Here is a 24,581-nt window from a genome sequence, read left to right on the forward strand (position 1 = left end):
AGTCACCCTGTTCATGACCGTTCGCCGGTTCTCGACCCTCGCCGCCCTTGCCCTGCTGTCGTCGCCCGCGCTGGCGATGGCGGCCGATGCCCCCGCCCCGACGCCCGCCGGCACCGCGCCGGCCGCAACCACGCCCGCCGCGGCGCCCGCGTCATCGGTGCCGGCGCATACGCCCCGCGACCAGACGCCCGACCAGGTGGAGGCGCATATCGCCAGCCTGCATCAGCAGCTGGCCGTCACGCCGGCGCAGGAGCAGCCCTGGGGGGCCTTCGCGCAGCTGATGCGCGACAATGCCGAACGTTTCCACGACGCCATCGCCCAGCGCCGCGACAGGCTGCCGAGCATGAGCGCCGCGGACAACATGCAATCCTATGCCGACCTGGTGACCCAGCGCGCGCAGGACCTGCAGGCGCTGAACATGGCGTTCCGCACGCTGTACAACAGCTTCACCGACGTACAGAAGAAGCAGGCCGACACGCTGTTCCGCCAGTCGGACCAGCACGCCGCGGCCGGCACGGCCACCACGGCCCCCGCGAAATAATGACAAGGGAGGGACCGGAGCACCGGTCCCTCCCCCGGTCGGCCGCCCCCGCTCAGATCCCGTCCAGCGGGTACCAGGCCCGCCCGTCCCGCGCCAGCAGCGCGTCGGCCCCGGCGGGCCCGGTCGCACCGGCGGGATAGAATTCCAGATCCTGCGTCGACCGGGCCCAGGCCTGCAGGACCGGATCCACCGCCGCCCAGGCGGCGTCGATATTGTCCGCGCGCTGGAACAGCGTCGCATCCCCCGTCAGGCAGTCGTACAGCAGCGTTTCGTACCCGACGTTGGGTTGCAGATCGAACGCGTCCTCGTACCGGAAGCGGACCTGCACGTCCGCCAGGTCCATCGCCGGGCCCGGGCGCTTGGCCGCCATCTCGATCGTCAGGCCCTGGGCGGGCTGGATGTTCACGATCATCCGGTTCGGCGGCAGGGCGGCGGTTTCGGTGCCCCGGAAGATCGCGACCGGCGGTTTCCTGAACTGCACCACGACCTCGGTCCGGCGGCCGCCCAGCGACTTGCCGGTGCGCAGATAGAAGGGCACGCCCGACCAGCGCCAGTTGTCGACATGCAGTTTCAGCGCGACATAGGTTTCCGTCACGCTGTCCTTCGCCACGCCGGGACTGTCGCGATAGGCCGTGACCGGCCGGTCTTCGACGGTGCCGGCGCCATACTGGCCGCGCACGGCGTCGCCCGGATCGACGGGCCGGACGGATTCGAACAATTGTTCCTTGGCGGTACGGACGGTGTCGGCGGAAAACGAGGCCGGCGGTTCCATCGCCACCATGGCGAACAGCTGGAACAGATGGTTCGGCACCATGTCGCGCAACGCGCCGGTGGGTTCGTAGAACGCGCCGCGCTGCTCCACCCCGATGGTCTCGGCGGCGGTGATCTGGACGTGATCGACGTACTCGTTGCGCCACAGCGGTTCGAAGATCAGATTGCCGAAGCGCATGGCCAGGATGTTCTGGACCGTTTCCTTGCCCAGGAAATGGTCGATCCGGTAGATCTGGCGTTCGTCCAGCACCGACAGGACCTGCCGGTTCAGCGCCCGCGCGGTCTCCAGGTCGGAACCGAAGGGCTTCTCGATCACCACGCGGCGAAATGTCTCGCCCTGTTCGGCCGTCAGGCCGGCCTGGCCCAGCATGGAAACCACCGGGCCGAAGAAGCGCGAGGGCACCGCCAGGTAGAAGACCGCGCTGCCCGGCAGGCGCGCGCCCAGGGCGCGGACCTGCTCCAGGTCGCTGAAATCGGCCTGGACATACTCCAGCCGCTCGGCAAGCCATGACCAGGCCCCGGGGTCGATCTGCGGCGTATAGAATTCGGCGTTCCGGTCGCGCGTGAATTCCTGCATCGTCGCGGCCAGCCCGTCACGCCAGCCGGTCGTGTCGCCCGGCGTGCGATCGACGCCCAGGATGCGGAACTGCGCGTCCAGCAGGCCGCTGCCCGCCAGGTTGTACAGGGCCGGGATCAGCAGCCGCTTGGTCAGGTCGCCGTGCGCCCCGAAGATCACCAGCGTGCAGGCCGGGGCCGGATGGCTGCCCGAAGGCGGGATGGCATGCCGGCTGCGCGCCGGCGAGGATATGTCGCGAGAAAAGGACATGGCGGAGATTCTCCTGAACACCCTGGCCGACCCTGCGACATCGGGCGGGCGGGGACATTGCGCCAGATCACGTCCGGGCATGTGACACCCGCCGCCCCGGCGCGGCAAGGCATATTCCCGGCATCGCGGGCGGGGCGGCAGAGCGGCAAAAACCGCGCCGTCCCGCCGGTCCAGCTTGCATAGGACCCGGGCAGGCACTACCTCTCTGCGTCTCTCTTTCATGGGATATGAGGCGTCCGGGCTGGCCGGGCGCGCAGATCGGGGAATGGATCGATGGGGTACCGCGTTGCGGTCGTAGGCGCCACGGGGGCCGTCGGGCGCGAAATGCTGAAGACGCTGGCCGAACGCGCGTTTCCGGTGGACGAGATCGCGGCCCTGGCCTCCGCCCGGTCGGTGGGGCAGGAAGTCTCGTTCGGCGACAAAAAGGTTCTGAAGGTGCAGAACCTGGAACATTTCGACTTCACCGGCTGGGACATCGCCCTGTTTTCGCCCGGGGCATCGGTGTCGGCGGTGCATGCGCCGCGCGCGGCCAAGGCGGGGTGCATCGTCATCGACAACACGTCGCATTTCCGCATGGAGCCCGACGTGCCGCTGGTGGTGCCCGAGGTCAATCCGGACGCGCTGAAGAAGGCCCGGCGCGGCATCATCGCCAACCCCAACTGCTCCACCATCCAGATGGTGGTGGCGCTGAAGCCGCTGCACGACCTGTTTTCCATCCGCCGCGTCGTCGTGTCCACATACCAGGCCGTCGCCGGCGCGGGCAAGGAAGGCATGGACGAACTGTTCGCCCAGTCGCGCGCCAGCTTCGTCGGCGACCCGCTGAAGGCGGAGCAGTTCACCAAGCAGATCGCCTTCAACTGCATTCCCCATATCGACCGTTTCATGGATGACGGCGCGACCAAGGAGGAATGGAAGATGGCGGTCGAGACCCGCAAAATCCTCGACCCTGACATCTCGGTTTTCGCTACCTGCGTGCGCGTTCCCGTCTTCATCGGCCATGCCGAGGCGGTGACCGTGGAGTTCGAGGAGCCGGTGGACCTGGAGCGCGCGCGCGACGTGCTGCGCGAGGCGCCAGGCGTCGTCCTGCACGACCAGCGCGAGGACGGCGGATACGTCACGCAGATAGATTGTGTTGGTGAGGACGCCACTTACGTGTCGCGCCTGCGGGTTGACCCCACCGTTCCGAACGGCCTGGCGTTCTGGTGCGTGGCCGACAACCTGCGCAAGGGCGCGGCCCTGAACGCGGTGCAGATCGCCGAGGCGATGATCGCGCTCGACCTGATCGGGCGCAAGGCGGCCTGATCCCCGGACCAGGAAACCGGAACGGTGCAAAACCGTTCCGGTTGCGGCCACCCGCGCCGCTTTTGCATGTCTCGCGACCTCGTGTTCCCCCCTGCGTTGACCGCGCCCTTTCCCGGGCGTAGGACCGAACAGACACAAGGCGACGGAACAAACCGGAGCCATAATCAGGGAAATCGACGAGACGACCATGCAGGATGTCCGTGATGCGCTCTATATAGGGCACCGAAGCGACGGAACACTGACCCGGCGACCCATGTCCCCGCATCTCCAGGTCTATCGCTTCCGACTCTCCATGTTTCTTTCGATCGCGAACCGGGCGGCCGGCGTCGCCGCGGCGGCGGGCTCGGCGCTCGCTGTCTGCTGGCTGAACGCGGCGGCGAAAGGTCCAGATTCCTTCAGGAAGGTTCAGAAAGTAACCCGGCATCCGCTGGGCATTCTGGCCCTGGCGGGCTGGGCGCTGGCGCTGGTCTATCATTTCGTCGCCGGCCTGCGCCATCTGGCGTGGGATGCGGGCTACCGGTTCGAGAAGAAGGACATCAACGAAGACGGCCCCGTCGCCGTGGGCGTGGCGGTGGGCACCACGGTCGTGCTGGTCGCGACGGTCCTCGGCCTGGCCGTGTGCCGTTCCAGAAAGAAGGCATCCTGACATGAACGCGACCCTTACGCCGCGCATCGATGTCATGCGCTCGCAACTGTCCCGCGCGCGGGGGCTGGGCTCGGCCAAGACCGGGGTGAACCATTGGTGGATGGAGCGGATGTCCGCCGTCGCCCTGGTGCCGCTGTCCGGCTGGTTCGTGCTGCAGGTCATGCGCCTGGCCGGAAGCAACCACGACGACGTCGTGGAATGGGGCGGGAAGCCTGCCAATTCCTCGATGCTGCTGGCCCTGATGGTGCTGACCTTCTACCACATGCAGCTGGGCCTGCAGGTCATCATCGACGACTATGTGCATGGCAAGCCGCATCTGCCGGCCAGCCTGCTGATGAAGGGCGTGACGTTCCTGATCGGGCTGTTTGCCGTGATCGCCGTCCTGAAGCTGGCGCTTGCCCCTTCACGCAAGGCCGGGGCCTGATCCGGGCCACCCGGCCGCCAGGCGAGTGACAGAGACAGTTCCGGCCCGGCGGCAATACAGGCCGCCCATCGGACCGGACGAGCATCGGGACACGTCCAAGACATGAACGCGATCACCCTCCCTTCTTCGAATGCCTACAAGATCGTCGACCACGCCTATGACGTGGTCGTCGTCGGCGCCGGCGGGTCAGGCCTGCGCGCCACGCTGGGCATGGGCGCCGCCGGCCTGAAAACCGCATGCGTCACCAAGGTTTTTCCAACGCGCAGCCACACCGTCGCCGCGCAGGGCGGCATCGGCGCATCGCTGGGCAACATGGCCGAGGACAATTGGCGCTGGCACATGTACGACACCGTCAAGGGGTCGGACTGGCTGGGCGACCAGGATGCCATCGAGTACATGTGCCGCGAGGCGGTCCCCGCCGTGCAGGAACTGGAACATCTCGGCGTTCCCTTTTCCCGCACCGAGGACGGCAAGATCTACCAGCGCCCCTTCGGCGGCCACATGCGCAATTTCGGCGAGGCCCCGGTGCCCCGTGCCTGCGCCGCCGCCGACCGCACCGGCCATGCCATCCTGCATACGCTGTACCAGCAGTGCCTGAAGCATAACGTCGAATTCTTCGTCGAATATTTCGCCATCGACCTTATCATGGACGACGAGGGTGCCTGCCGCGGCGTGATGGCGTGGTGCCTGGAAGACGGCACCATGCACCGGTTCCGCGCCCAGACGGTGGTGCTGGCGACCGGCGGATATGGCCGCGCCTACCAGTCCTGCACCTCGGCCCATACCTGCACCGGCGACGGCGGCGGCATGGCGATGCGCGCGGGCGTGCCCACCCAGGATATGGAATTCGTGCAGTTCCACCCCACGGGCATCTATCCGGCCGGCTGCCTGCTGACCGAGGGCTGCCGTGGCGAGGGCGGGTACCTGACCAATTCCGAGGGCGAGCGGTTCATGGAACGCTACGCGCCGACCGCCAAGGACCTGGCGTCGCGCGACGTGGTGTCGCGGTCCATGACCATCGAGATCAACGAAGGCCGGGGCTGTGGTCCGCACAAGGACTACATCATGATGCATCTGGAGCATCTGGGCGCCGAGCTGCTGCATGAGCGCCTGCCGGGCATTTCCGAGACCGCGCGCATCTTCGCCGGCGTGGACGTGACCAAGGAGCCGGTGCCCGTGCTGCCGACCGTGCATTACAACATGGGCGGCATTCCCACGAACTACCATGGCGAGGTCATCCGCCCGACGAAGGACGATGTCGACGCGGTGGTGCCCGGCCTGATGGCGGTCGGCGAGGCCGCGTGCGTGTCGGTCCACGGCGCCAACCGCCTGGGCACCAATTCGCTGCTCGACCTCGTGGTGTTCGGCCGCGCCGCCGCCAAGCGCGCCGCCGAGATCATCAAGCCGGCCGAGACGATCGCCCCGTTGCCGCCCAAGGCCGGCGAGGCCGCGCTGGACCGCCTGGACAAGCTGCGCCACGCCAAGGGCGGCACCCATGTCGCCGCGATGCGCGAGACCCTGCAGCGCACGATGCAGAAGCATGCGGCCGTCTTCCGCAATACCAAGAGCCTTGCGGAAGGTGTCGAGAAGATCAAGGACATCTGGACCGGCGTGCCCGACCTGTCGATCGCCGACCGGTCGCTGATCTGGAACAGCGACCTGATGGAGGCGCTGGAGTTCGAGAACCTGCTGGCCAACGCCACCGTCACCATGGCGGGCGCCGACGCCCGGCATGAAAGCCGTGGCGCGCAGGCGCACGACGATTATCCCGATCGCGACGACAAGGAATGGATGAAGCACACGGTCGCCCATCTGGACGACAAGGGCGGCGTGGAACTGACCTATCGCCCCGTGCACATGAAGACGCTGACGGACGAGGTCCAGGTCTTCCCCCCCAAGAAGCGCGTCTACTGAAACGAAACGGCGGAAAAGGGACGAGACGATGGTCGAATTCAGCCTGCCAAAGAACAGCAAGATCGGGAAGGGCCGGATCTTTCCGGCCGCCCCGGATGCCAAGAACGTCAAACCGTTCGGAATCTATCGCTGGAACCCGGACGACGGCGCCAACCCGGTCGTCGACACCTACGAGATCGATCTGGACAAGATCGGCCCGATGGTGCTGGACGCGCTGATCCACATCAAGAACGATGTCGATCCGACCCTGACCTTCCGGCGGTCGTGCCGCGAGGGCATCTGCGGGTCGTGCGCGATGAACATCGACGGCGAGAATACGCTGGCCTGCCTGAAGCCCATCAAGGACGTGAAGGCGGCGGTGTCGATCTATCCGCTGCCGCACATGCCGGTGGTGAAGGATCTGGTGCCCGACCTGAACGGCGCCTATGCCCAGCTGCGCTCGATCGAGCCGTGGCTGAAATCCGACACGGCCCCGCCGCCGGATTCCGAACGCCGGCAGAGCATCGAGGAACGGTCGAAGCTGGACGGCATGTGGGAATGCATCCTGTGCTTCTGCTGCACGACGTCCTGCCCGTCCTACTGGTGGAACGGCGACCGCTATCTGGGCCCGGCCACCCTGCTGGCCGCGTATCGCTGGATCGCCGACAGCCGTGACGAGCATGCGGGCGAGCGCCTGGACGCGTTGGAGGATCCGCTGAAGCTGTATGCCTGCCGCACGATCATGAACTGCACGCAGACCTGCCCCAAGGGGCTGAACCCGGCGAAGGCGATCGCCCGGATCAAGGAACTGCAGCTGGAACGCAAGATCTGACGGGCATCGCCCGGCCTGCGGGACGGATTGACGAACGGGGCGCCGGATGGGACACATCCGGCGCCCTTTTTCGTGTTTCCACCCCGTGCCCGAGGAACCAGTCGCCGGTGTTCGACGGAACCGCAGCCTCTGCCGCCGACCGGCGGCGCGCCTGGATCGACAGCCTGTTCGTCGATCACGCGATCTTCCGCCTGCCCTGGACCAATTTCACCGCCGTGGTCCCGGGCCGGGTCTATCGCTGCAATCACCCCACGCCCGCCCGGCTGGCGGCGGCGACGCGGCGCTATGGCCTGCGGACCCTGGTCAACCTGCGCGGGCACCGGAAATGCGGGTCGGACGCGCTGTCGCGCGAGGCGGCGGCACGAATCGGCCTGACCCATCTGGACATGGCGTTCGAAAGCCGGGGCGCGCCCCATCGCGACCGCATCCTGCGGTTCGAGGCGATGTACCGCACGCTGGATTTTCCGATGCTGATGCATTGCAAGTCCGGCGCCGACCGCGCGGGCCTGGCCTCGGGCCTGGTCATCCTGTTCGAAGGCGGGACGGCGGACCAGGCGTTGCGGCAGTTGTCCTGGCGGTTCGGCCATTTCAACCGGTCGCGCACCGGCATCCTGGACGCTTTCTTCCTGCGCTATCGTGCGGAGGCCGAGGGGCGCCTGCCCTTCATGGAATGGGTCCGGACCGAATATGACGAAGCCCGCCTGCGCCGGGATTTCGTGGCCGGCCGCCTCGCCTCGTTCATCACCGATCGGGTGCTGCGCCGGGAATGAAGGATCGGGCCCTGCCCGAAACCGCAGGGGGACCTCGGCCCCCCGATTCCGGTCCGTAGGGCATTGGCGCCCAAAGGCGCTGGCCTTTGGAGAGAGGCTGGTATCAGGCCTGCGGGGCCATGGTACGGATCAGGTCGAGCACGCGGCGGCGTACGGCCTGATCATCGATCCGGTAATAGGTCCGAACCAGTTCGATCGTCTCGCGCCGAGAAAACAGCGCCATTTCGCTGGCCGGCAGGCCCGAGGTGGCGGCCCCCCCGAAAGCTTCTTGCGCCTGGGCGAAGCCGGGCATCGGCATGCCGATCGTCCGCGCGCCGGCCGGGCTGTCCAGTCCGTCGAAAAAGAAGCTGACCGGCACGTCCAGCACGCCCGACAGCTCGAACAGGCGGGACGCGCTGACCCGGTTGGTTCCCCGTTCGTATTTCTGGACCTGCTGGAACGTCAGCCCCAGGGCGTCGCCCAACCGCTCCTGCGACAGGCCCATCAGGGTCCGGCGGAGACGAATACGACTGCCCACATGGACGTCCACGGGACTCGGACCCGCACTACTCTTCTCGGTCAAAAGTTCCGCCCGCCCTTCAAACGTGTCGTGGCCGCTATAATGGAGAGTTAACGATTGATTTACCATTGCATGGTGACCCCTTTAATTAACATTTTGGAAATCCTTTCCTTGAATCGAAGCTGACTAATCGGACAAAAAAACATGATGAAACAATAAGCTGCGGCATAGGCGGCTGCACGTTGCGATTGCGAGCCGCTCCTATCTACAGCACTGTATCATGAAAATAAGGCGGAATCCTGCACGGGGGACTGCCCTGTCCGTGGGACCGGGCAGAGGCCATGCGACATGGCGGAAAAATGATCCCGGTTCGGAAGGGGGGAATCTGCCGGGATCACCGGCTGTCGCGCGTTTCCTGCCCTGATGGCGAAGGGCCGCAGGAGATCCGCCTGATCGGCAGGCCTGGAACGGTATCAGGACGAGGGTCTGTTCCCGTGCGACCCGGATGATGCGCTACGCATGCCGACGCGACCCGCCCGCGCGCCACGGCGCCGCCAGCAGGATCGTGCACACTGCCAGCGCGAGCGGAACCCATCGGCCGAACAGGCCGAAGATCGTCACGGGCAGCGTGCCTGTCAGAGAAACGACGAGAACCCCCTGCCGGTTCCATCCCAAACGCACGATTTCGTGACCATGCGCATCGAAGGCGGCCGAAATGCCGGTATTGGCGGCACGCGCGATCGGCATGCCTTCCTCGACCGCGCGGATGCGGACGGCGGCCAGATGCTGCCGGGGGCCGGCGGTATTGCCGTACCAGCCGTCATTGGTGACGTTCACCAGCCAGTCCGGCCGATCCCGCCGGTCGACGACCTGGCCGGAAAAAATGACCTCGTAGCAGATCAGAGGCCCGACAGGCGCCACGCCGGGCAGGTGCCAGGTGCGCAGCCCGGACCCGGCCGCCATGCCATCGCCCGGCACCACGTGGAAAGGCAGGAAGGCGGGCTGGTACTCGCCGAACGGCACCAGATGCGCCTTGTCATAGATGTCGGCCAGCCGGCCGTCGGGTTCGGCCACCGCCATCACGCTGTTGCGCCAGCGGTCGTTTTCGTCGCGGCGGATGCTGCCGATTACCCCGGCGGCGGCGCCAGCGCCGGCGCGCGCGATCATCCCCCGCGCCACATCGTCTTCCTGCAGCAGGCCGGGAAAGGCGCTTTCGGGCCAGGCGAACACGACCGGCCGCCCCGCCGCCGCCGGCCCGGCCAGCGCCTGGGCCACGCCCTGCTGCGTCAGGGCCAGATAGCGCCGGAAGATCGCGATATCGTCGTCGCCCGAGATCTTCTGGGTTTCCGGCACGTTGCCTTGCACCAGGACCACCACGGGATTATGGCCCGCCGGAACGGGACGCAGCACCAGCAATGCCCCGCCCAGCGCCGCCCAGGCCAGGACCCCACCGAGGGACATCGCCACGCCACGCCGTCCCGCCAGCGGCAGCAGCGCCAGCAGGACCGTGCCCAGGGTCAGGCCGTCCACCCCCACCCAGGCGGCGGGCTGGATCATCACGTCGCCAGGCAGTCCGGATATTTCCCACGCGCTGCCCAGCGGATTCCATGGAAAGCCGCTGAAGATGAAGACCCGCCCCATGTCGAACAGGGTCCACAGCCCCGCGAACGCCAGCCAGCGCCGCCAACCGGCGGGCACCAGGCGGCACAGGCCGGCCGGGACGGCGGCCATCGGCGCCAGGATCAGCGCGCAGCCCGGCGCCGCCAGCGGCACCAGCCACCAGAACGTATCCACCCGGACCAGGATCGCGTCGGTCAGCCAGTACAGCCCCGCCGTGTGCAACCCCAGCCCGAACATGAAGCCGCGCCGCGCGGCCCCCCGCCACGACCCGGCGCGGTCGATCGCCCGCATCAGCAGCGGGAAGCACAGGGCCAGGACGGGCAGCAGGTCGACCGGCGGAAAGGCCAGCGCCGCCGCGGCGCCCGCCAGCAGCATCAGCAGGTCGGCCCGCCAGCCATGGCAATCGGCCACGCGCGCCGCCGACCGCCAGGACAGGGCCGGACGGACGAGCCCGTCGCCGGCGGTTCTAGTCGAGAGCGTCACGCAGCCGGCGTTCGTAGTGACGGTAGTATTTGTCGGCCAGCAGTTCGCTCTTGACGATCACCGCGACGTCCGTGGTGTTGAACTGTTCGTCCACCACCGCACCGTCTCCGACATAGCCACCCAGCCGCAGATAGCCCTTGATCAGGGGCGGCAGGCGCGCCAGGCACCGCCGGTGGTCGAGCCCCAGCGGATCGGTCCGCAGCATTTCCACCCGCCGGTCGGGCAGCGCACGCAGCCGCAGCGCCGGCGGCGCCAGGTGATTGTGATACAGATAGGTCAGTTCGTCGCCCAGCGGTCCGGGGTCGGTCCCCTGCAGGCTGGCGCAGCCGAACAGCACGTCGATCCGGTGCAGGAAGATGTAGGAGGCAATGCCCCGCCACAGCAGTTGCATCGCCGCGCGCCCGCGATAGCGCGGATCGACGCAGGACCGTCCGACCTCCAGCAGGCGTCCGGGAAAGTCGGTCAGGGGCGAGATGTCGTACTCGCCCGACGTGTAGAACCGGCCGACCTTCCGGGCCATGTCGCCCTGCAGCAGGCGGTAGGTGCCCACCACGCCCTTCGCCCCCGACGAAATCGCATGGTCGATCACCAGCAGATGGTCGGCGACCTCGTCGAACGCATCGACATCGCGGCGCAGCCGCAGGGTGCGTTCGTCGGGGCGGGCGCCCATTTCCTCGTAGAATACGCGATAGCGCAGGGCCTGGGCGGCGTCGCGCTCGGCCTCGTTGGCGGCGATGCGCACGCCCAGATTGCCCCCGCGCAGTTCGGGAAAGCCGTTTCGTTCGAGTTCCAGGGTCGACAGGGACTTGATCGGTTTCTCGATGCTCACCGCCGGGGTCCATTCCTGCTTTCGGCGGCCGTCTTCTGCCCGGCCTTGCCGTCGGCGGCGGCCGGGGCCGGTTTCCTGCGCGCGAACAGTTCCAGCCGGTGGGACACAAGGTCGAACCCCAGGCGCTCCGCGATCCGCTGCATCAGGGCGGTATGCTCGGCGTCCTCGAATTCGACGACCTTGCCGGTATCGACGTCGATCAGATGGTAATGGTCGCCTTCCTCGGTCGCTTCGTAGCGCGCACGTCCGCCGCCGAAATCCCGGCGTTCCAGGATTCCCTTTTCCTCCAGCAGGCGCACGGTACGATAGACGGTCGCGACCGAGATCCGGGCGTCCAGGGTGGCCGCGCGGCGGTACAGTTCCTCCACGTCGGGGTGGTCCTCGGCCTCGGACAGGACGCGGGCGATCACGCGCCGCTGGCCCGTCATCTTGAGACCCCGCTCGATGCACATGCGCCCGATGCGCGATTCCATGGCGTCGCCGGCCGCTACCATGTCAGCGGCCCCGGTCGAACATCAGACGTCTGGTCCAACGAAGCTATTGCCTTCCCTCGATAGGGCCTTGCCGTCATCGGGCCACCTTTGCTCATTCCTCGCGCTTCGTTCCCAGTCCGATTTTCCGCGCCAGGGATGACCGATGGCTGGCGTAATTCGGCGCAACCATCGGATAGTCGTGCGGCAGGCCCCACCGTTCCCGATACTCGTCCGGGGTCAGGTTATAGGCCGTTTTCAGGTGGCGCTTCAACATTTTCAGCTTCTTGCCATCTTCCAGGCAAACGATGTAATCGGGAAACACCGACTTTTTCGCCGGCACCGCCGGCACGGGCCGTTCCGGCTCGGGCGCCACGCGGCCCATGCCGTCCAGCGTCGCGTAGGTTTTCTCGATCAGGCCCGGTACCGCCGATGCCTCCAGTACATTTCCCGAGACATAGGCCGCGACAATCTGCGCCGTCAGTTCCCGCAGACCGCCATTACCCGTTTCGTTGGCCATCACCACAATCCCGCCAGTAAAACAAACCGCGTTCCTATATAATTGAACCCGGCGTGCCCGCAACCGCATCCGGGCTGGAGACACCAGGACATGATCGATACTGAACCGGAGACCGCGGATATCGTCGCGATAGATGTCACCGGCGACGTCTGCCCCATGACCTTCGTGCGGACCCGCCTGGCCCTGGACCGGCTGCCGCCGGGGGGCGTGCTGCGCGTGCGGCTGCGCGGGGCGACCCCGCTGGACAATGTCACGCGCAGCGCCCGCCAGCTGGGCCATGCCGTGACCCGGCAGCCGGACGACGGCGGCGACATGCATGAGATCCTGGTCGTCAAGGCGGCAGGGGGCGACGGGCTGCCCCCGCGCTAGCCTTCCGGGTCGTCCAGCCGCGCCGCCAGCACGAAGGCGTCCGACCCGTCGGGATAATAGGCCCGGCGGCGTCCGGCCTCGGCGAATCCGGCGGCGCGATACAGGGCGCGGGCGGCCGCATTATGCGCCGAGACCTCCAGGAACAGGCGACGAGCGCCATGGGACGCGGCCTCGGCCCGTAACCACGCCAGGAGGGCACGGCCCAGCCCCTGCCGGCGCGCCGTCCCCCGCACCGCGAGGGTCAGGATTTCGGCCTCGTCGGCCGCGACGCGACCCATGACGAAGCCCCCGGGGATTCCGGCCCCCGTCCGTGCCACGCCCGCGAAGGTGCCGGGCATGGCCAGCAGGACGTCCATCGCCTCGGCGTCCCAGCGCTCCGCGGCCGGGAAGGCGTCCGCGTGCAGCACCGCCAGCAGGGCGCCGGCCTGCGGCCCCGCGTGGGCGACCGGCGGCAGGGTCATCCGCGCGGGGCCGGGCGCAGGCCGGCGGCGGGCAGTTTGGCCTCGGGCGGATCGACGTACAGCGGCAATGCCGCGCGCGCGGGCGCGATCCCCGCGCGCGCGGCCAGCGCGGCCTGGGCGATCATCGGGGCATCCGGCGCCGTCCAGGACGACAGCGCGATATCATCCCGGCCGGCGCCCCGCGCCGCACGGATGTCGGATGCGACATCCCCGGCCAGCAGCAGGGGCCCCTCCGGCAGGACCAAATCATCCACGGCCGCCGCCCGGACCTGGCCGTCCTGTTCGATGAAGACGCGCCCGCGACGGGCCGCCGACACGCACAGCACCGCACGGCCGTCCCCGGCCTCGGCCCGCAGGACGGGCCCGAGGGCATCGCCCGTCGTTACGCCCACGACCGGGCATCCCGTCCCCAGCGCCAGCCCATGCGCCAGCGCCAGCGTCGCCCGCAGGCCGGTGAAGGAGCCCGGCCCGACCACCGCCGCGATCAGATCCAGCGCATCGGGCCGCCATGCGCAGTCCGCCAGCAGGGCGGCGCACCGGGCAGGCATCGCCTCGGCCCCGCCCCGGCCGGGCAGGTCGAGCACCCGCAACGGCCGCGCATCGCCATCGGTCACGGCAACGCAGGCCAGCAGCGCCGACCCGGCGGCACCTGCCGGAGCACCGTTGAGGACGAGGATCCGCATCCCGGCTAGAGCAGCAGGCAGGCTTCGTCGAAGCTCAGGCGCGGCGCGCGCGGCAACGCCGGCGGTCCGTCCGCATAGCCGAGACTGACGAGGAAATTGGCCCGCCAGCCCTGCCCGGCCAGGAACGCATCCTCGACGGCATAGGCGTCGAAGCCGGAGATGGGCAGCACGTCCAGCCCCAGCGCCCGCGCCGCCAGGATCAGGTAGCCGCCTTGCAGCGTGCCGTTGCGAAAGGCGGTTTCCTCGGCCAGGCCCACGTCGGCGGCGAACCATGAGCGCAGGCCGGGTTCGGGATTCAGCACGCCGAACCGGTCGAAGAACAGCGGGTCATGGGCGACGATCACCGTCACCGGCGCGGACAGCACCTTATCCACATTGCCGTCCGACAGGGTGGCGCGCAGCCGTTCGCGATTGTCCTGCGTCCGCAGGAACACGAACCGGGCGGGCGAGCAATTGCCCGAGGTCGGGCCCAGCCGCACCAGATCGTACAATTGCCGCAGCGTGTCGTCCGACACCGGGGCATCGCGCCAGCCCTGGGGCGTGCGCGCCGTGCGGAACAGCAGGTCCAGCCCCGCCTCGTCCAGACTCATCTTGTCTTCCCCTGCTGTCCCTCAGGCCCTCCTGCGGTCAGGCATCCACCTGCTCGACCGAGACCACTTCGGGCACATAATGACGCAGCATGTTTTCCACGCCATGCTTCAGCGTCGCGCGCGACGACGGACAGCCCGAACATGCGCCCTGCATCGTCAGGCGGACGATCCCGTCGCGATAGCCGCGGAACACGATGTCGCCGCCGTCGCCCGCCACCGCCGGCCGCACCCGCGTGTCCAGCAGTTCCTTGATCTGGCGAACGATTTCCTCGTCCTCCGGGGCGATCGCTTCCTCATCCACCGCGGCGTCGGCTTCGACCGCAGGCAGGCCGGAGACAAAGAAATCGACCAGGACGGACAGGATCTGCGGCTTCAGCGCCGCCCAGTCGGCCGCGTCGTCCTTGGTCACCGCCACGAAATCGCCGCCCAGGAAGACGCGGGCCACGCCCGGCTGATCGAACACCGCGTCAGCCAGCTTCGACCGGCCGGCCACCGAGTCGGGGCTGATGAAGTCCGCAGTGGCGCGACCGGGCATGATCTCGCGCCCGGGCAGGAACTTCAGGGTGGCGGGATTGGGGGTATCTTCGGTTTCGATGAACATCGGGGGGCCTCGTCCAACCTGGTCATGGGAAAGCGGACTACGGCAGTCCGGTTACTGTCCAGATGTGCCAAGACGCCAGCCGAAACAAGCCCCTTCCTTGCATGGGAGGGACAAGTCGGCGGACGGCCTGCCGGCAGAAGGGGCCGGGCCGCGCGGGCGCCGCGGCAACGCCTTGAGAAATGTCATGGCGAAATGGTGCGGACGGGATTGAAATGCATTGACATATCCGGCCCCGCTCTGGCCTTGCATGGACGGTCGTCCGACCGGTGCATGCGCGCCAGACCGGAGCGCCCATCGTTTCCGCGTTTCCGAGGCATCGTCCCCCGATGAGTTTCCTTCCCCACCAACGCCCATCCCGCCCTGCCCGCCGCACAGGCTGGCTGATGGCGGCCTGTGCCGGCGTGGCCGTGCTGGCCGCGGGCCCCGCCCGCGCCGAACGCCTGGCCTTCGTGCTGAATTCCGCAGACGCCACCGTCGACGAGTACGACATCGACAGCCACCAGCAGGTGCGCCGGGTGTCGGTACTGCGCGAACCGCATCACACCGCCCCCACGCTGGATGGCAAGTACCTGCTGGTCGGCGACACGTCGGGCAACATGCTGTTCTTCCTCGACGCCGTGACGGGCGAGCGGGTACGACAGATCCCGATGGCCGATCCGTACCAGCTGCAATTCAGCCCGGACGGCAAATATTTCACCATCGCCGGCCTGGCCCGCAACCAGGTCGATATCTACGACGCGTCGGACTATCACCTGCTGCATCGGCTGCATGTCGACGCGATGCCGAGCCACATGAATTATGCGCCCGATTCCTCGGTCGTCTATGTCAGCCTGCAGGACAGCGGGAAGCTGACGGCGATCGAGACCGCGACCGGCAAGGTCCTGTGGACCTCGGACGTCGGATCCACCCCCGCCGGCGTGCTGTGGCATAATGACCGGATCCTGGTGGGCGTGATGGGCACCAATTACGTCGCCGTCGTCGATCCGGCGGACGGGCATGTCGAGCGCAAGATCGAGATGGCGCCAGGGCCGCACAATCTGTTCGTGTCACCGGACGGCAAGCGCCTGTTCGTCACCTGCCGCGCGTCGGGCGTCATCGAACGGCTGGATTGGGACAGCCTGAACGTCGTGCAGTCCTATCACGTGGCGGGCGGACCGGACGACATCGTCTTCGCCCCGGACGGCAGGATGTGGGCCACGCTGCGCTGGCGGCAGCATGTCGCGATCATCGATCCGGCCAGCGGCGAGGTTGTCGACAGCATCCGCACCGGCCGGTCACCGCATGGCATCTGGCTGAACACCAACGAGCCGGCCCTTCATTTGTCGATGGCCGACCGCCCGGTCTTGCCGACGCCCTGAACCGGCGTGCGCGGCAGGGCGATTTCGGCCCGCAGCCCGCCTTCGGGACGGTTCTGCAGGACGAATTGCCCGCCTTCGCGTGCGACCTCTCGGCTGACGATGGCCAGCCCCAGTCCCAGGCCCCCCGTCGTGCGCGAACGTGAGCCCTCGACCCGGTAGAACGGGGTCGTCACCCGCGACAATTCGGCCTCGGGCAGGCCGGGGCCGTCGTCCTCGACCCGGACGCGCAGCCAGTCGGCGTCCATCGCAAGTCCGATCCGTGCCGCCCCGCCGTAATTGACCGCATTGTCGATCAGATTGCCGAAGACCCGCTTCATCGCCAGCGGCCGGACGCGGACCGAGGCATGGTCCGGCCCGTCATAGCGCACGTCCCGACCCTGGTCTGCCGCATCGTCCGCCAGGGTCGCCAGGATCGACGCCACATCGACCGGACGCGGCTGCTCGGGATCGTTTTCGCCGGACAGATAGGCCAGGACGCCGCCCACCATGGCCTCCATCTCCGCCACGTCGCCCTCGATCGCGCTCTGCAGTTCCGAATCCTCCAGGAAGCCCGCGCGCAGGCGCAGACGCGCCAGCGGGGTCCGCAGGTCGTGCGACACCGCCGCCAGGGCCTCGGTCCGGTCGGCGATCAGCCGGCGGATACGGTCCTGCATGGCGTTGATCGCCCGTGCCAGGTAGCGGACCTCACGCGGGCCCTTTTCCTCGACCGGGATCCATTGGCCGGAGCCCACTCCATCCGCCACGTCCGCCAGCGCCCGCAGCGGCATGCTGAGGGTACGGACCAGCATGCCCGCGGCCAGCAGCACCGCCCCCGCCAGTACCGCGGCCGAGGCGACGCCTCGGGTCATGTGGTGGGGCTGCAGGATGTCGGGCGCGACGAAGCCGACCCGGCTGCCATCCGGCAGGCGCAGGATGCCACGAATATCGGCCGTGCCGATATCGGTCGGCGACAGGTCCATCACGTTGCCCTGCAGGATTTCATGCGTGCCCGCCAGGCGCAGGTGCAGGTCGCGCAGGCCGGAGGGTTCGGGGCGGCCCGGCCGGACGATTTCCGGCGCGCGCCAGTCGATCGACAGATCGCCCGTCGACAGCATCACGGCCAGGATCGGCCGTTGCGACACCGGCGTCGCCGCCAGCACGCGCGCGTCGATGGCCAGGCGTTCGCCGATCTGTTCCAACTGGGTGTCGTCGACGGTGTAGGTCTCGGCCTCCTCGTAGAAGACCGAACTGCCGATGAAGACCAGGGCGACGGCGGCCAGCAGCACGAACATCACCCGCCCGACCAGCCCGCGCGGCCACAGCGTAATGCGCCGAGGGGGACTGGGCTGCACCCCGCCCCCGCGTCCCGGCACGGCCATGCCGGTCAGAGGCGTTCCACCGGCGCCGTGAAGATGTAGCCCAGGCCCCGGACGGTGCGGATCAGCGTATCCGATTCCGCCCCCAGCTTGCGGCGCAGGCGGCTGACCAGCACATCCACGCTGCGATCGGACACATCGCCCAGTCGGGTCCGCGACAGTTCCAGCAGCCGGTCGCGCCCGATCACCCGTTGCGGGTTGTCGAGGAAACTGGCCAGCAGATCGTGCTCGGCCCCCGAGATCTCGACCGCGGCGCCCGAGGGATCGGTCAGTTCCCGGCGTCGCAGATCCAGGGTCCATCCGGCAAATTTCAGGGTTTCACGCCGGGGTACCGCGGGGTTGCCGGCCGTCGTGCCCCCCGCGCCGCGCCGCAGGACGGCCCGCACCCGCGCCAGCAATTCCTTCTGGCCGAACGGCTTGGCGACGTAATCGTCGGCCCCCAGTTCCAGTCCCAGGACGCGGTCCAGTTCCTCGCCCCGGGCCGAGACGATGATGACCGGCGTCTGGCTTTCCGGTCCCGGCGTGCCGTTCGCGCCGGCCCCACCCCGGCGCAGCATGCGGCAGAGGTCCAGGCCGTTCGTGCCGGGCAGCATGACGTCGAGGACGATCAGGTCGGCCGGCGAGGCCTCCAGCGCCGACCACATTTCGCGTCCATCCTGGACCCCGCGCACGCGGTAGCCGTCGCCCTGCAGCACGCGGACCAGCAGCGTGCGCATGCCAGGATCGTCCTCGACGACCAGGATGCGGGCGGGAAGATCGGTATCGGAGGAAATCTGGGTCGTCGTCACGGTGGCGTCGATACTCTGCAAAACCGGCGGGAGTGTCGATGATAGCGCAAAAGCGCTGCCCGCGAAAAGGACCGGCCGGACGCGACAAGGGCCGGGTGGATCGCCCCACCCGGCCCTTGCGCCGTGTCTGTCCCCGCCGGGGCGGGAATTAGCCCCCGTGTCAGTGCTTGGCGGCGGGGGTAAGCTTGAGGATCCAGAGCTGCGCGATATCCCGCGCGCCGTTGTCGCCCGCGACCGTCTTCAGGGTCGCGATCGCATCGGCGTTCCGGCCCGCCGCCATCTGGGCCAGGCCCAGATGCAGCTTCGCGATGTTCACGTCCAGCGGGCCCTTGGCGATACCCTGCTGCATCAGCGCCAGTCCCTTGTCGGCCTGGCCGAAAGTCACGTAATTGTAGCCGACGGTCAGCAGGTCGCCGCCGCTGGGCGCCTTCGCGGCCGCGGCCTCGTCGGCGGCGATGGAGGCCTTCTTGTCGGCCACCGTCTTCACCACCAGCGCCTTCAGACGTGCCTCGCGCGCCGCGCCGGCATCCTTGCCCAGCGCGCCGCTGGCATATCCGGCATTCATCAGGTCCAGGGCCAGCTGCGGCAGGCCGGCCTGCATCGCCAGTTCCGTCATGTCCATGAAATCGGCCGGCGCCGTCAGCACGCCCGCCGACAGGCGGATGCGATAGACGTCGAGCTGCAGGCCCGGCGGGATTCGCGGATTGACGATCAGGCCGTGGATGATCAGCGCCCAATATTCCGGCTTGGGATAATAGCTGACCATCTGCACGTAGGTATGGTTCAGGCCGGACTGGTCCTTCAGCTGCGTCTGGCAGGCGGCCAGAAGCTGCAGCTGCGATTCCGCCGGCACCTTGCCCGCCTTGATCTCGGCGTCGATCTGGTCCTGCTGGACCCGGGCGGCGTTCTTGAAGTCCTGCTGCAGGTAGTAGGACTGGATCAGCAGCGTTTCCATGGCCGGATTGCTGCCGGCGACCTTGAGATAGCGTTCGATCCCCGTCACGGCGCGCGGATAATCCTTCGCCGTGTAGGCCATGGTGGCCTCGGCCATCATCATCTGCAGCTTGGCGTCGCGGGGCGTCCGGCTGGATGCGATCAGCTTGTCGTAAGCCGAGGTCGCGGCCGCCACATCGCCGGACTGCGCCGCGATGGCGGCACGCATCTGGTTGATGGTGTATTCTTCGTAATCGCTCTTGCCGGCGACGGCGTCGGCGGCGTTCACCGCGCTCATGGCCTTGGCATAATTATGCGCCGCGAGGGCGGACTGGGCCTGCTGCAGCGGCTTGCCGACCTTGACGGACAGCGTGTCCGCGGCAAGGGCGGGCCGAACGGCGGAAACCGAGAGAGGGAGCGCAACCATCGCACCGGCAAACAGGCCGGCGCGGAACAAACGGGACGACATCAGCTCATTGTCCTTCCATGAACTGATCCTGACCTACGATACCCAGCTTGGTGATGCCAAGCCTCTGGGCGTCCGCCAGGACATGCGCCACGGTCTTGTAGTCGGCCAGGCGGTTCGGATGGATATGCATTTCGGGCTGGTCGGGCTCGGCGGCCGCGGCGGTGAAATGCGCCTGCAGCGAGCCTTCGTCCGTCACCGGCTCGCCATTCCAGCTGATGCTGTTATCGAAATCGATGGCGACCGTCACGACCTTCGGCACCTCGGTCGACGGCGGCGGGTTGCCCTGCGGCAGATCCAGCGCAACCGAATGGGTCTGCAGCGGAATCGTGATGATCAGCATGATCAGCAGCACCAGCATGACGTCGATCAACGGCGTCGTGTTGATGTCGACCATGCCTTCGTCTTCAGTGGTGCCTTCGGAGCCGACATTCATGCCCATGGCGGTGTACTCTCTAAAAAACGCGGGTCAGCGGACTGGTGGCGTCCCCCGACCGCATGGTCGGACCGCCTTACCGGTGCTGGCGCCCTGATGTGATCCCCGGGATCCCCGGTTCCGGAAGCCGGAACCGGGCACCCTGTCGTTCAGTCGGAGTGGGGCTGCTCTGTAATGAAGTCGACGTGGTAGATCCCGGCCTCCTGGCAGGTCGCGACCACCCGGCCGACCGATTCGTAACGCGACTTGGCGTCACCACGGACCTGGATCTGGGGCTGCGGCTTGAGGACGGCAACCTTCTCCAGCCGATCCAGAAGATCGGCGTGGCCCTTGATCGGCACTTCGTTCCAGTAGACCTGTCCGTTCTCCGTCACTGCCAGGACCACGTTCCCGGGCTTGGTCTGGGTTGGCTGGTTCGCGTCCCGCGGCAGGTTCACCTTCACGGTATGCGTCGCGACTGGGATGGTGATCAGGAAGATGATCAGCAGCACCAGCATGACGTCGACAAGCGGAGTGGTGTTGATGGCGGACACCACCTCGTCTTCATCGCCGCCGCCTCCGACTTGCATCGCCATGTTCAGGCAACCCGGTTGGAGGTCGTCGTCGTGGTCGGCGAGCTGTCGGGACGCACCACGATGTCCGGCGTCACGCCGTGACGGAAGCCACCCAGCAGGATCGACTGCAGGTCGGCGGCGAAGTTGCGGACCTTGTCCATCGCGCCCTTGTTGCGGCGGACCAGCAGATTGTAGCCCAGCACGGCCGGAACGGCGGTGCCCAGACCGATGGCGGTCATGATCAGCGATTCACCGACCGGGCCGGCAACCTTGTCGATCGAAGCCTGGCCGGCGATGCCGATGGCGGTCAGGGCGTGATAGATGCCCCAGACGGTGCCGAACAGACCGACGAACGGCGAGGTGGAACCGACGGTGCCCAGGAACGCCAGGCCGCCCTGCATGCGGTTCTGGATGGTGTCGACCGCGCGCTGGATCGACATGGACGTCCAGGTGTGCAGGTCGATCGATTCCTGCATCGTGCCTTCATGATGTTCGGCCGCGACGATGCCGGTGTCGGCGATATAGCGGAACGGCGAGGTCGGCTTCAGGGCGGCGGCGCCTTCCTGGATGGACGACTTCGTCCAGAACGTCTTGGCCGCTTCCTTGGCGGCGGAGAACATGCGCGCCTGCTCGAAGAACTTGGTGATCATGATGTACCAGGTGCCCAGCGACATCACGACCATGATCAGCAGGACGCCACGCGCGATGATGTCGCCGTTGCGCCACAGGGCATCGAGGCCGTACGGGTTGCCGGCGGGCTTGGCGGGGGCGGCGTCTTCGACCGGCGGGGTAGCCGGGGCAGGAGCGGCGGCATCGGGCGCGGCCGGAGCGGACGCATCCGGAGCGGGCGCGGCAGGGGCCGACGCGTCAGGCGCGGCCGGGGCGGCGGCGTCGGGCGCGGGTGCGGCCGGGGCGGCGGCAGGCGCCGACGCGTCGGGAGCGGGAGCGGCGGCCGGAGCGGCGGACTGTGCATCCTGGGCGACCGCAATCACGGGCGACGAGAGGCTCAGCACGGCCGCCAGAGCCGAAGCGGCGACAACAGGAACACGGTGCAGTCTGGTCATGTACTCCAAATCCTCTGTGTAGATGGCCCGTTTACCGGAACCCCGGAACCGTCGGGGATATCCGAACGGTTCCGATAACCTCGGTTAACTTCAGTCGTCGTTGCTGAGCCTGAAGGTGATCGTATACGGATGATGGAATTCCTTGATGGGAACGCCATTCTTGACCGCAGGCTGATACCTGGCGCGGCGGACGTAATCCAAAGCCGCCTGAGCAAATGCCTGGCCACCCTGCACGCTGGTCACCGAGCAGTTGTCGGTCGCACCCGTCGCCTCGACGTCGCACACCACGGTCACACGACCCTCACGGTTTTCCTCGAGCATGTCCTCGGGGTAATCCAGCTTGATGTTGTTGACCGGACGCGCACCTGCCAGGTGGTCGGGAACCGGCGGGCCCACTGGCGCGTTCGGCGCAGGCGGGGTCGGCGCGGCCGGCGGCATCGGCTTCGGCGGCGGCGTGTGCGTCACCTGCCGGATCACCTGCTGCGGCGGCGGCTGGATCTGGATCTTCGGCGGCGGGATGTACGGCGGCGGCGGCTGCGTCATCACCGGCGGCGGGGGCGGCGGCGGTGGTGGCGGCGGCGGCTTGGGTTCCGTGATAATCTTGGTCTGGATGGGCGGATGCAGTTCCTGGACAATCTTTGCCCCGAGCCCGTTCATCAACGCCCAGATCAGAACCACGTGCAGGAGAACAACGACAGTGATCCCGATGATATGTTTCATCGGACTGCGTTGTTGTTCCGCGTAGTTCATGTCGAAACCTCCTTAAACCTCATCGTCCGCGCCGGTTTCGGCACTCAAAACCACAACAAATCAGGACCACTGAAACGGGTTCCGGCTCCGTCCCGGATGACCCGGAACCCGTACCGCGGCGCGGACCGTCGGCACGACAAAAGCACGTGAAAACCGCATCGGAGATCGGCGATCCCCTGCGTTCCGACCTGGCTCGACGGGCACCGAAATGCCGCCAAGCCCTTGAATTGGGCTATCGCCCCCCCCTCATGTCAAGCAAGATATTTATCGAATTTGAAACGAGCATTTTGTCATCAGAGGCCCAAAAAATGCTCATATTAACAACATGTCATAAATGGCTAAAAACCGGCGATTTTTGAGGGAGGTGCCCAGATTCTGCCGTTTTTCGCGCCGTGCCGCTTTTCGTTGCGTACACGGTATCCGATCCTGCCGGACATGTCCGGTACACGAAAATCACGCAATCTTGGGTAACGCGCGAGGCACCGTCCGGTTCGATTCCGTCTTTTGCCGACCGTCCGCGATCCTTCCGGGCCGTACGGTCGCGCAACGAAAAAGGGGCGGGAACGGTCCTGCCGTTCCCGCCCCTTTCGGGCCAGCCTCCGGGCGCGTCACTGCGCCGAGGCACTGGCCTCCGACCGGGTGGCGCCGACGCGGGCGGCGAGGGCGGCGGCCATGAAATCGTCCAGGTCGCCATCCAGTACGGCGGACGGATTGCCGCGCTCCACGCTCGTCCGCAGATCCTTGACCAGCTGGTAGGGCGCCAGCACGTAGGAGCGGATCTGGTGGCCCCAGCCGATGTCCGTCTTGGCGGCCTCGGTCTGGGCGGCGGCGGCCTCGCGCCGTTGCAGCTCCTGCTCGTACAGCCGGGCCTTCAGCATCGTCATCGCCGTCGCGCGGTTGCGGTGCTGCGAGCGGTCTGTCTGGCAGGCGACGACGATGCCCGAGGGCACGTGGGTGATGCGGATGGCCGATTCCGTCTTGTTGACGTGCTGGCCGCCCGCGCCGGACGCGCGGAACGTATCGACCCGCAGGTCGGATTCATTCACCTCGATCTCGATCGAATCATCGACCACGGGATAGACCCAGACCGACGCGAACGAGGTCTGCCGCCGCGCCGCCGCGTCGAAGGGCGAGATGCGGACCAGGCGATGCACCCCGGCCTCGGTCTTCAGCCAGCCATAGGCATTGGGGCCGGACACCTGGATGGTCGCGGATTTCAGCCCCGCCTGCTCGCCTTCCGAGCTTTCCATCAGCGTGACCTTGTAGCCGTGCTGCTCGGCCCAGCGGGTGTACATTCGCAGCAGCATCTCGGCCCAGTCCTGGGCCTCGGTCCCGCCGGCACCGGCGTTGACTTCCAGATAGCAGTCGTTGGCGTCGGCCTCGCCGGACAGCAGGCTCTCGGTCTCGCGCCGCTTGGCCTCCTCGGCCAGGGCGCGCAGCATCAGCAGCGCGTCCTTCTGGACGCCCTCGTCGCCTTCCATCTCGGCCAGTTCACTGAGGTCGAGCGCATCGCGCACGTCGGCCTCCAGCCGCTGCACGCCCTCGACCTGGCCGGCCAGCAGGGTACGTTCGCGCATCAGCTTCTGCGCGAGGTCGGGGTCATTCCACAGATCCGGGTCTTCGGCCCGGTTGTTCAGTTCCGCGAGGCGGCCAAGAGCGACATCCCAGTCAAAGATGCCTCCTCAGCAGCGCCACCGACTGCTTGATCTGTTCGTTGAGGGCCTCGGTCTCGGCGGACATGGAAATC

The 24,581-nt window shown here is 67.6% G+C and carries 27 protein-coding genes; 9 read left to right on the forward strand and 18 right to left on the reverse strand.

Annotation, left to right across the window (positions count from 1 at the left end):
- The first annotated feature begins 13 nt into the window (after positions 1–13).
- Positions 14–541 carry a Spy/CpxP family protein refolding chaperone gene (locus HLH28_RS11260; RefSeq protein WP_182959062.1) on the forward strand — a complete coding sequence of 176 codons (528 nt, stop codon included), beginning with the start codon at positions 14–16 and terminating at the stop codon, positions 539–541.
- A gap of 52 nt (positions 542–593) precedes the next feature.
- Here the strand turns inward: HLH28_RS11260 and zwf are convergent, their stop codons facing one another.
- Positions 594–2,138, reverse strand: a complete 1,545-nt coding sequence (gene zwf / locus HLH28_RS11265; RefSeq protein WP_182959065.1) for a glucose-6-phosphate dehydrogenase — start codon at positions 2,136–2,138, stop codon at positions 594–596.
- 273 nt (positions 2,139–2,411) lie between these two features.
- Between zwf and HLH28_RS11270 the strand changes: the two genes are divergently transcribed.
- The 6 genes from HLH28_RS11270 (at position 2,412) to HLH28_RS11295 (ending at position 8,005) form a co-directional block, all read left to right on the forward strand.
- Positions 2,412–3,440 (forward strand): aspartate-semialdehyde dehydrogenase, encoded by a 1,029-nt coding sequence (locus tag HLH28_RS11270; protein ID WP_182959068.1) that lies wholly within the window; start codon positions 2,412–2,414, stop codon positions 3,438–3,440.
- A 253-nt stretch (positions 3,441–3,693) separates the two neighbouring features.
- Complete coding sequence (sdhC, locus tag HLH28_RS11275) at positions 3,694–4,086, forward strand: succinate dehydrogenase, cytochrome b556 subunit (protein ID WP_246396005.1); 393 nt, start codon at positions 3,694–3,696, stop codon at positions 4,084–4,086.
- A 1-nt stretch (position 4,087) separates the two neighbouring features.
- On the forward strand, positions 4,088–4,510 hold the full coding sequence (gene sdhD / locus HLH28_RS11280) for a succinate dehydrogenase, hydrophobic membrane anchor protein (protein ID WP_182959098.1): 423 nt from the start codon (positions 4,088–4,090) through the stop codon (positions 4,508–4,510).
- A gap of 102 nt (positions 4,511–4,612) precedes the next feature.
- Positions 4,613–6,424: a succinate dehydrogenase flavoprotein subunit gene (sdhA, locus tag HLH28_RS11285; RefSeq protein WP_182959101.1), complete on the forward strand. Its 1,812-nt coding sequence runs from the start codon at positions 4,613–4,615 to the stop codon at positions 6,422–6,424.
- A 28-nt stretch (positions 6,425–6,452) separates the two neighbouring features.
- Complete coding sequence (locus HLH28_RS11290) at positions 6,453–7,235, forward strand: succinate dehydrogenase iron-sulfur subunit (RefSeq protein WP_182959104.1); 783 nt, start codon at positions 6,453–6,455, stop codon at positions 7,233–7,235.
- A 107-nt stretch (positions 7,236–7,342) separates the two neighbouring features.
- Positions 7,343–8,005, forward strand: coding sequence for a beta-lactamase hydrolase domain-containing protein (locus tag HLH28_RS11295; protein WP_182959107.1), 663 nt, complete (start codon positions 7,343–7,345; stop codon positions 8,003–8,005).
- Between the two features lie 103 nt (positions 8,006–8,108).
- Here HLH28_RS11295 and HLH28_RS11300 read toward each other — a convergent pair whose 3' ends face one another.
- The 5 genes from HLH28_RS11300 to HLH28_RS11320 form a co-directional block, all read right to left on the reverse strand.
- Positions 8,109–8,633 (reverse strand): helix-turn-helix domain-containing protein, encoded by a 525-nt coding sequence (locus HLH28_RS11300; RefSeq protein WP_182959110.1) that lies wholly within the window; start codon positions 8,631–8,633, stop codon positions 8,109–8,111.
- A 384-nt stretch (positions 8,634–9,017) separates the two neighbouring features.
- Positions 9,018–10,499 (reverse strand): apolipoprotein N-acyltransferase, encoded by a 1,482-nt coding sequence (lnt, locus tag HLH28_RS11305; RefSeq protein WP_182959258.1) that lies wholly within the window; start codon positions 10,497–10,499, stop codon positions 9,018–9,020.
- 91 nt (positions 10,500–10,590) lie between these two features.
- Positions 10,591–11,436 carry a GNAT family N-acyltransferase gene (locus HLH28_RS11310; RefSeq protein ID WP_182959112.1) on the reverse strand — a complete coding sequence of 282 codons (846 nt, stop codon included), beginning with the start codon at positions 11,434–11,436 and terminating at the stop codon, positions 10,591–10,593.
- Entirely contained in the window at positions 11,433–11,930 is a 498-nt protein-coding gene (locus tag HLH28_RS11315) for a Fur family transcriptional regulator (RefSeq protein ID WP_246396007.1), read from the reverse strand. The genes HLH28_RS11310 and HLH28_RS11315 overlap by 4 nt, the downstream gene beginning before the upstream one ends.
- Positions 11,931–12,021: 91 nt before the next feature.
- Positions 12,022–12,426, reverse strand: coding sequence for a MucR family transcriptional regulator (locus HLH28_RS11320; RefSeq protein ID WP_182959262.1), 405 nt, complete (start codon positions 12,424–12,426; stop codon positions 12,022–12,024).
- Between the two features lie 90 nt (positions 12,427–12,516).
- Here HLH28_RS11320 and HLH28_RS11325 point away from each other — a divergent pair, with 90 nt between their 5' ends.
- Complete coding sequence (locus HLH28_RS11325) at positions 12,517–12,795, forward strand: sulfurtransferase TusA family protein (RefSeq protein WP_182959115.1); 279 nt, start codon at positions 12,517–12,519, stop codon at positions 12,793–12,795.
- On the opposite strand, the gene rimI is transcribed toward HLH28_RS11325, so the two are convergent.
- From rimI to HLH28_RS11345, 4 genes are read right to left on the reverse strand one after another with little or no spacing between them, the layout of a single operon-like run.
- Complete coding sequence (gene rimI / locus HLH28_RS11330; RefSeq protein ID WP_182959118.1) at positions 12,792–13,256, reverse strand: ribosomal protein S18-alanine N-acetyltransferase; 465 nt, start codon at positions 13,254–13,256, stop codon at positions 12,792–12,794. The genes HLH28_RS11325 and rimI overlap by 4 nt on opposite strands.
- Positions 13,253–13,939, reverse strand: coding sequence for a tRNA (adenosine(37)-N6)-threonylcarbamoyltransferase complex dimerization subunit type 1 TsaB (gene tsaB / locus HLH28_RS11335; protein ID WP_182959121.1), 687 nt, complete (start codon positions 13,937–13,939; stop codon positions 13,253–13,255). Before tsaB ends, rimI begins: the two co-directional genes overlap by 4 nt.
- 5 nt (positions 13,940–13,944) lie before the next feature.
- Complete coding sequence (locus HLH28_RS11340) at positions 13,945–14,529, reverse strand: malonic semialdehyde reductase (protein ID WP_182959124.1); 585 nt, start codon at positions 14,527–14,529, stop codon at positions 13,945–13,947.
- A 37-nt stretch (positions 14,530–14,566) separates the two neighbouring features.
- On the reverse strand, positions 14,567–15,130 hold the full coding sequence (locus tag HLH28_RS11345; protein WP_182959126.1) for a NifU family protein: 564 nt from the start codon (positions 15,128–15,130) through the stop codon (positions 14,567–14,569).
- A gap of 383 nt (positions 15,131–15,513) precedes the next feature.
- On the opposite strand from HLH28_RS11345, the gene HLH28_RS11350 reads away from it, so the two are divergent.
- Positions 15,514–16,488, forward strand: a complete 975-nt coding sequence (locus HLH28_RS11350; protein WP_246396009.1) for a YncE family protein — start codon at positions 15,514–15,516, stop codon at positions 16,486–16,488.
- Here the strand turns inward: HLH28_RS11350 and HLH28_RS11355 are convergent.
- The 8 genes from HLH28_RS11355 to prfB all read right to left on the reverse strand — a co-directional run bounded on the left by HLH28_RS11355 (position 16,446) and on the right by prfB (position 24,574).
- Positions 16,446–17,846 carry an ATP-binding protein gene (locus HLH28_RS11355; protein WP_182959132.1) on the reverse strand — a complete coding sequence of 467 codons (1,401 nt, stop codon included), beginning with the start codon at positions 17,844–17,846 and terminating at the stop codon, positions 16,446–16,448. The genes HLH28_RS11350 and HLH28_RS11355 overlap by 43 nt on opposite strands.
- Before the next feature lie 5 nt (positions 17,847–17,851).
- Positions 17,852–18,631 carry a response regulator transcription factor gene (locus HLH28_RS11360; protein WP_338029719.1) on the reverse strand — a complete coding sequence of 260 codons (780 nt, stop codon included), beginning with the start codon at positions 18,629–18,631 and terminating at the stop codon, positions 17,852–17,854.
- A 160-nt stretch (positions 18,632–18,791) separates the two neighbouring features.
- Positions 18,792–19,991: a tetratricopeptide repeat protein gene (locus HLH28_RS11365; protein WP_182959266.1), complete on the reverse strand. Its 1,200-nt coding sequence runs from the start codon at positions 19,989–19,991 to the stop codon at positions 18,792–18,794.
- 46 nt (positions 19,992–20,037) lie between these two features.
- A complete protein-coding gene (locus tag HLH28_RS11370) occupies positions 20,038–20,472 on the reverse strand; it encodes an ExbD/TolR family protein (protein ID WP_182959135.1) in 435 nt (144 codons plus the stop codon).
- Positions 20,473–20,615: 143 nt separating this feature from the next.
- Positions 20,616–21,041, reverse strand: a complete 426-nt coding sequence (locus tag HLH28_RS11375; RefSeq protein ID WP_182940647.1) for an ExbD/TolR family protein — start codon at positions 21,039–21,041, stop codon at positions 20,616–20,618.
- 2 nt (positions 21,042–21,043) lie between these two features.
- On the reverse strand, positions 21,044–22,084 hold the full coding sequence (locus tag HLH28_RS11380; RefSeq protein WP_182959137.1) for a MotA/TolQ/ExbB proton channel family protein: 1,041 nt from the start codon (positions 22,082–22,084) through the stop codon (positions 21,044–21,046).
- A gap of 90 nt (positions 22,085–22,174) precedes the next feature.
- Positions 22,175–22,834 (reverse strand): energy transducer TonB, encoded by a 660-nt coding sequence (locus tag HLH28_RS11385; protein WP_182959140.1) that lies wholly within the window; start codon positions 22,832–22,834, stop codon positions 22,175–22,177.
- 608 nt (positions 22,835–23,442) lie between these two features.
- Positions 23,443–24,574, reverse strand: a protein-coding gene (prfB, locus tag HLH28_RS11390; RefSeq protein ID WP_182959143.1) for a peptide chain release factor 2 whose coding sequence is annotated in 2 segments (ribosomal slippage) — positions 23,443–24,504 and positions 24,506–24,574 — 1,131 coding nt in all. Because the reading frame shifts where the segments join, the coding sequence is not laid out codon by codon here.
- Positions 24,575–24,581: the final 7 nt, after the last annotated feature.

Origin of the sequence: Gluconacetobacter tumulisoli (assembly GCF_014174155.1) — a bacterium.
Taxonomy (GTDB): domain Bacteria; phylum Pseudomonadota; class Alphaproteobacteria; order Acetobacterales; family Acetobacteraceae; genus Gluconacetobacter; species Gluconacetobacter tumulisoli.

Excerpts from the sequence above, each read along its gene's own strand:
- tsaB (WP_182959121.1), bottom strand. The coding sequence starts at position 13,939 with ATGCGGATCCTCGTCCTCAACGGTGCTCCGGCAGGTGCCGCCGGGTCG.
- HLH28_RS11270 (WP_182959068.1), top strand. The coding sequence starts at position 2,412 with ATGGGGTACCGCGTTGCGGTCGTAGGCGCCACGGGGGCCGTCGGGCGC.
- HLH28_RS11345 (WP_182959126.1), bottom strand. The coding sequence starts at position 15,130 with ATGTTCATCGAAACCGAAGATACCCCCAATCCCGCCACCCTGAAGTTC.
- sdhA (WP_182959101.1), top strand. The coding sequence starts at position 4,613 with ATGAACGCGATCACCCTCCCTTCTTCGAATGCCTACAAGATCGTCGAC.
- HLH28_RS11300 (WP_182959110.1), bottom strand. The coding sequence starts at position 8,633 with ATGGTAAATCAATCGTTAACTCTCCATTATAGCGGCCACGACACGTTT.
- HLH28_RS11290 (WP_182959104.1), top strand. The coding sequence starts at position 6,453 with ATGGTCGAATTCAGCCTGCCAAAGAACAGCAAGATCGGGAAGGGCCGG.
- HLH28_RS11315 (WP_246396007.1), bottom strand. The coding sequence starts at position 11,930 with ATGGTAGCGGCCGGCGACGCCATGGAATCGCGCATCGGGCGCATGTGC.
- HLH28_RS11375 (WP_182940647.1), bottom strand. The coding sequence starts at position 21,041 with ATGGCGATGCAAGTCGGAGGCGGCGGCGATGAAGACGAGGTGGTGTCC.
- HLH28_RS11320 (WP_182959262.1), bottom strand. The coding sequence starts at position 12,426 with ATGGCCAACGAAACGGGTAATGGCGGTCTGCGGGAACTGACGGCGCAG.
- HLH28_RS11380 (WP_182959137.1), bottom strand. The coding sequence starts at position 22,084 with ATGACCAGACTGCACCGTGTTCCTGTTGTCGCCGCTTCGGCTCTGGCG.
- HLH28_RS11340 (WP_182959124.1), bottom strand. The coding sequence starts at position 14,529 with ATGAGTCTGGACGAGGCGGGGCTGGACCTGCTGTTCCGCACGGCGCGC.
- sdhC (WP_246396005.1), top strand. The coding sequence starts at position 3,694 with ATGTCCCCGCATCTCCAGGTCTATCGCTTCCGACTCTCCATGTTTCTT.
- HLH28_RS11370 (WP_182959135.1), bottom strand. The coding sequence starts at position 20,472 with ATGGGCATGAATGTCGGCTCCGAAGGCACCACTGAAGACGAAGGCATG.
- zwf (WP_182959065.1), bottom strand. The coding sequence starts at position 2,138 with ATGTCCTTTTCTCGCGACATATCCTCGCCGGCGCGCAGCCGGCATGCC.
- HLH28_RS11355 (WP_182959132.1), bottom strand. The coding sequence starts at position 17,846 with ATGGCCGTGCCGGGACGCGGGGGCGGGGTGCAGCCCAGTCCCCCTCGG.
- rimI (WP_182959118.1), bottom strand. The coding sequence starts at position 13,256 with ATGACCCTGCCGCCGGTCGCCCACGCGGGGCCGCAGGCCGGCGCCCTG.
- sdhD (WP_182959098.1), top strand. The coding sequence starts at position 4,088 with ATGAACGCGACCCTTACGCCGCGCATCGATGTCATGCGCTCGCAACTG.
- HLH28_RS11365 (WP_182959266.1), bottom strand. The coding sequence starts at position 19,991 with ATGGTTGCGCTCCCTCTCTCGGTTTCCGCCGTTCGGCCCGCCCTTGCC.
- lnt (WP_182959258.1), bottom strand. The coding sequence starts at position 10,499 with ATGCTGCTGGCGGGCGCCGCGGCGGCGCTGGCCTTTCCGCCGGTCGAC.
- HLH28_RS11260 (WP_182959062.1), top strand. The coding sequence starts at position 14 with ATGACCGTTCGCCGGTTCTCGACCCTCGCCGCCCTTGCCCTGCTGTCG.
- HLH28_RS11385 (WP_182959140.1), bottom strand. The coding sequence starts at position 22,834 with ATGAACTACGCGGAACAACAACGCAGTCCGATGAAACATATCATCGGG.
- HLH28_RS11350 (WP_246396009.1), top strand. The coding sequence starts at position 15,514 with ATGGCGGCCTGTGCCGGCGTGGCCGTGCTGGCCGCGGGCCCCGCCCGC.
- HLH28_RS11325 (WP_182959115.1), top strand. The coding sequence starts at position 12,517 with ATGATCGATACTGAACCGGAGACCGCGGATATCGTCGCGATAGATGTC.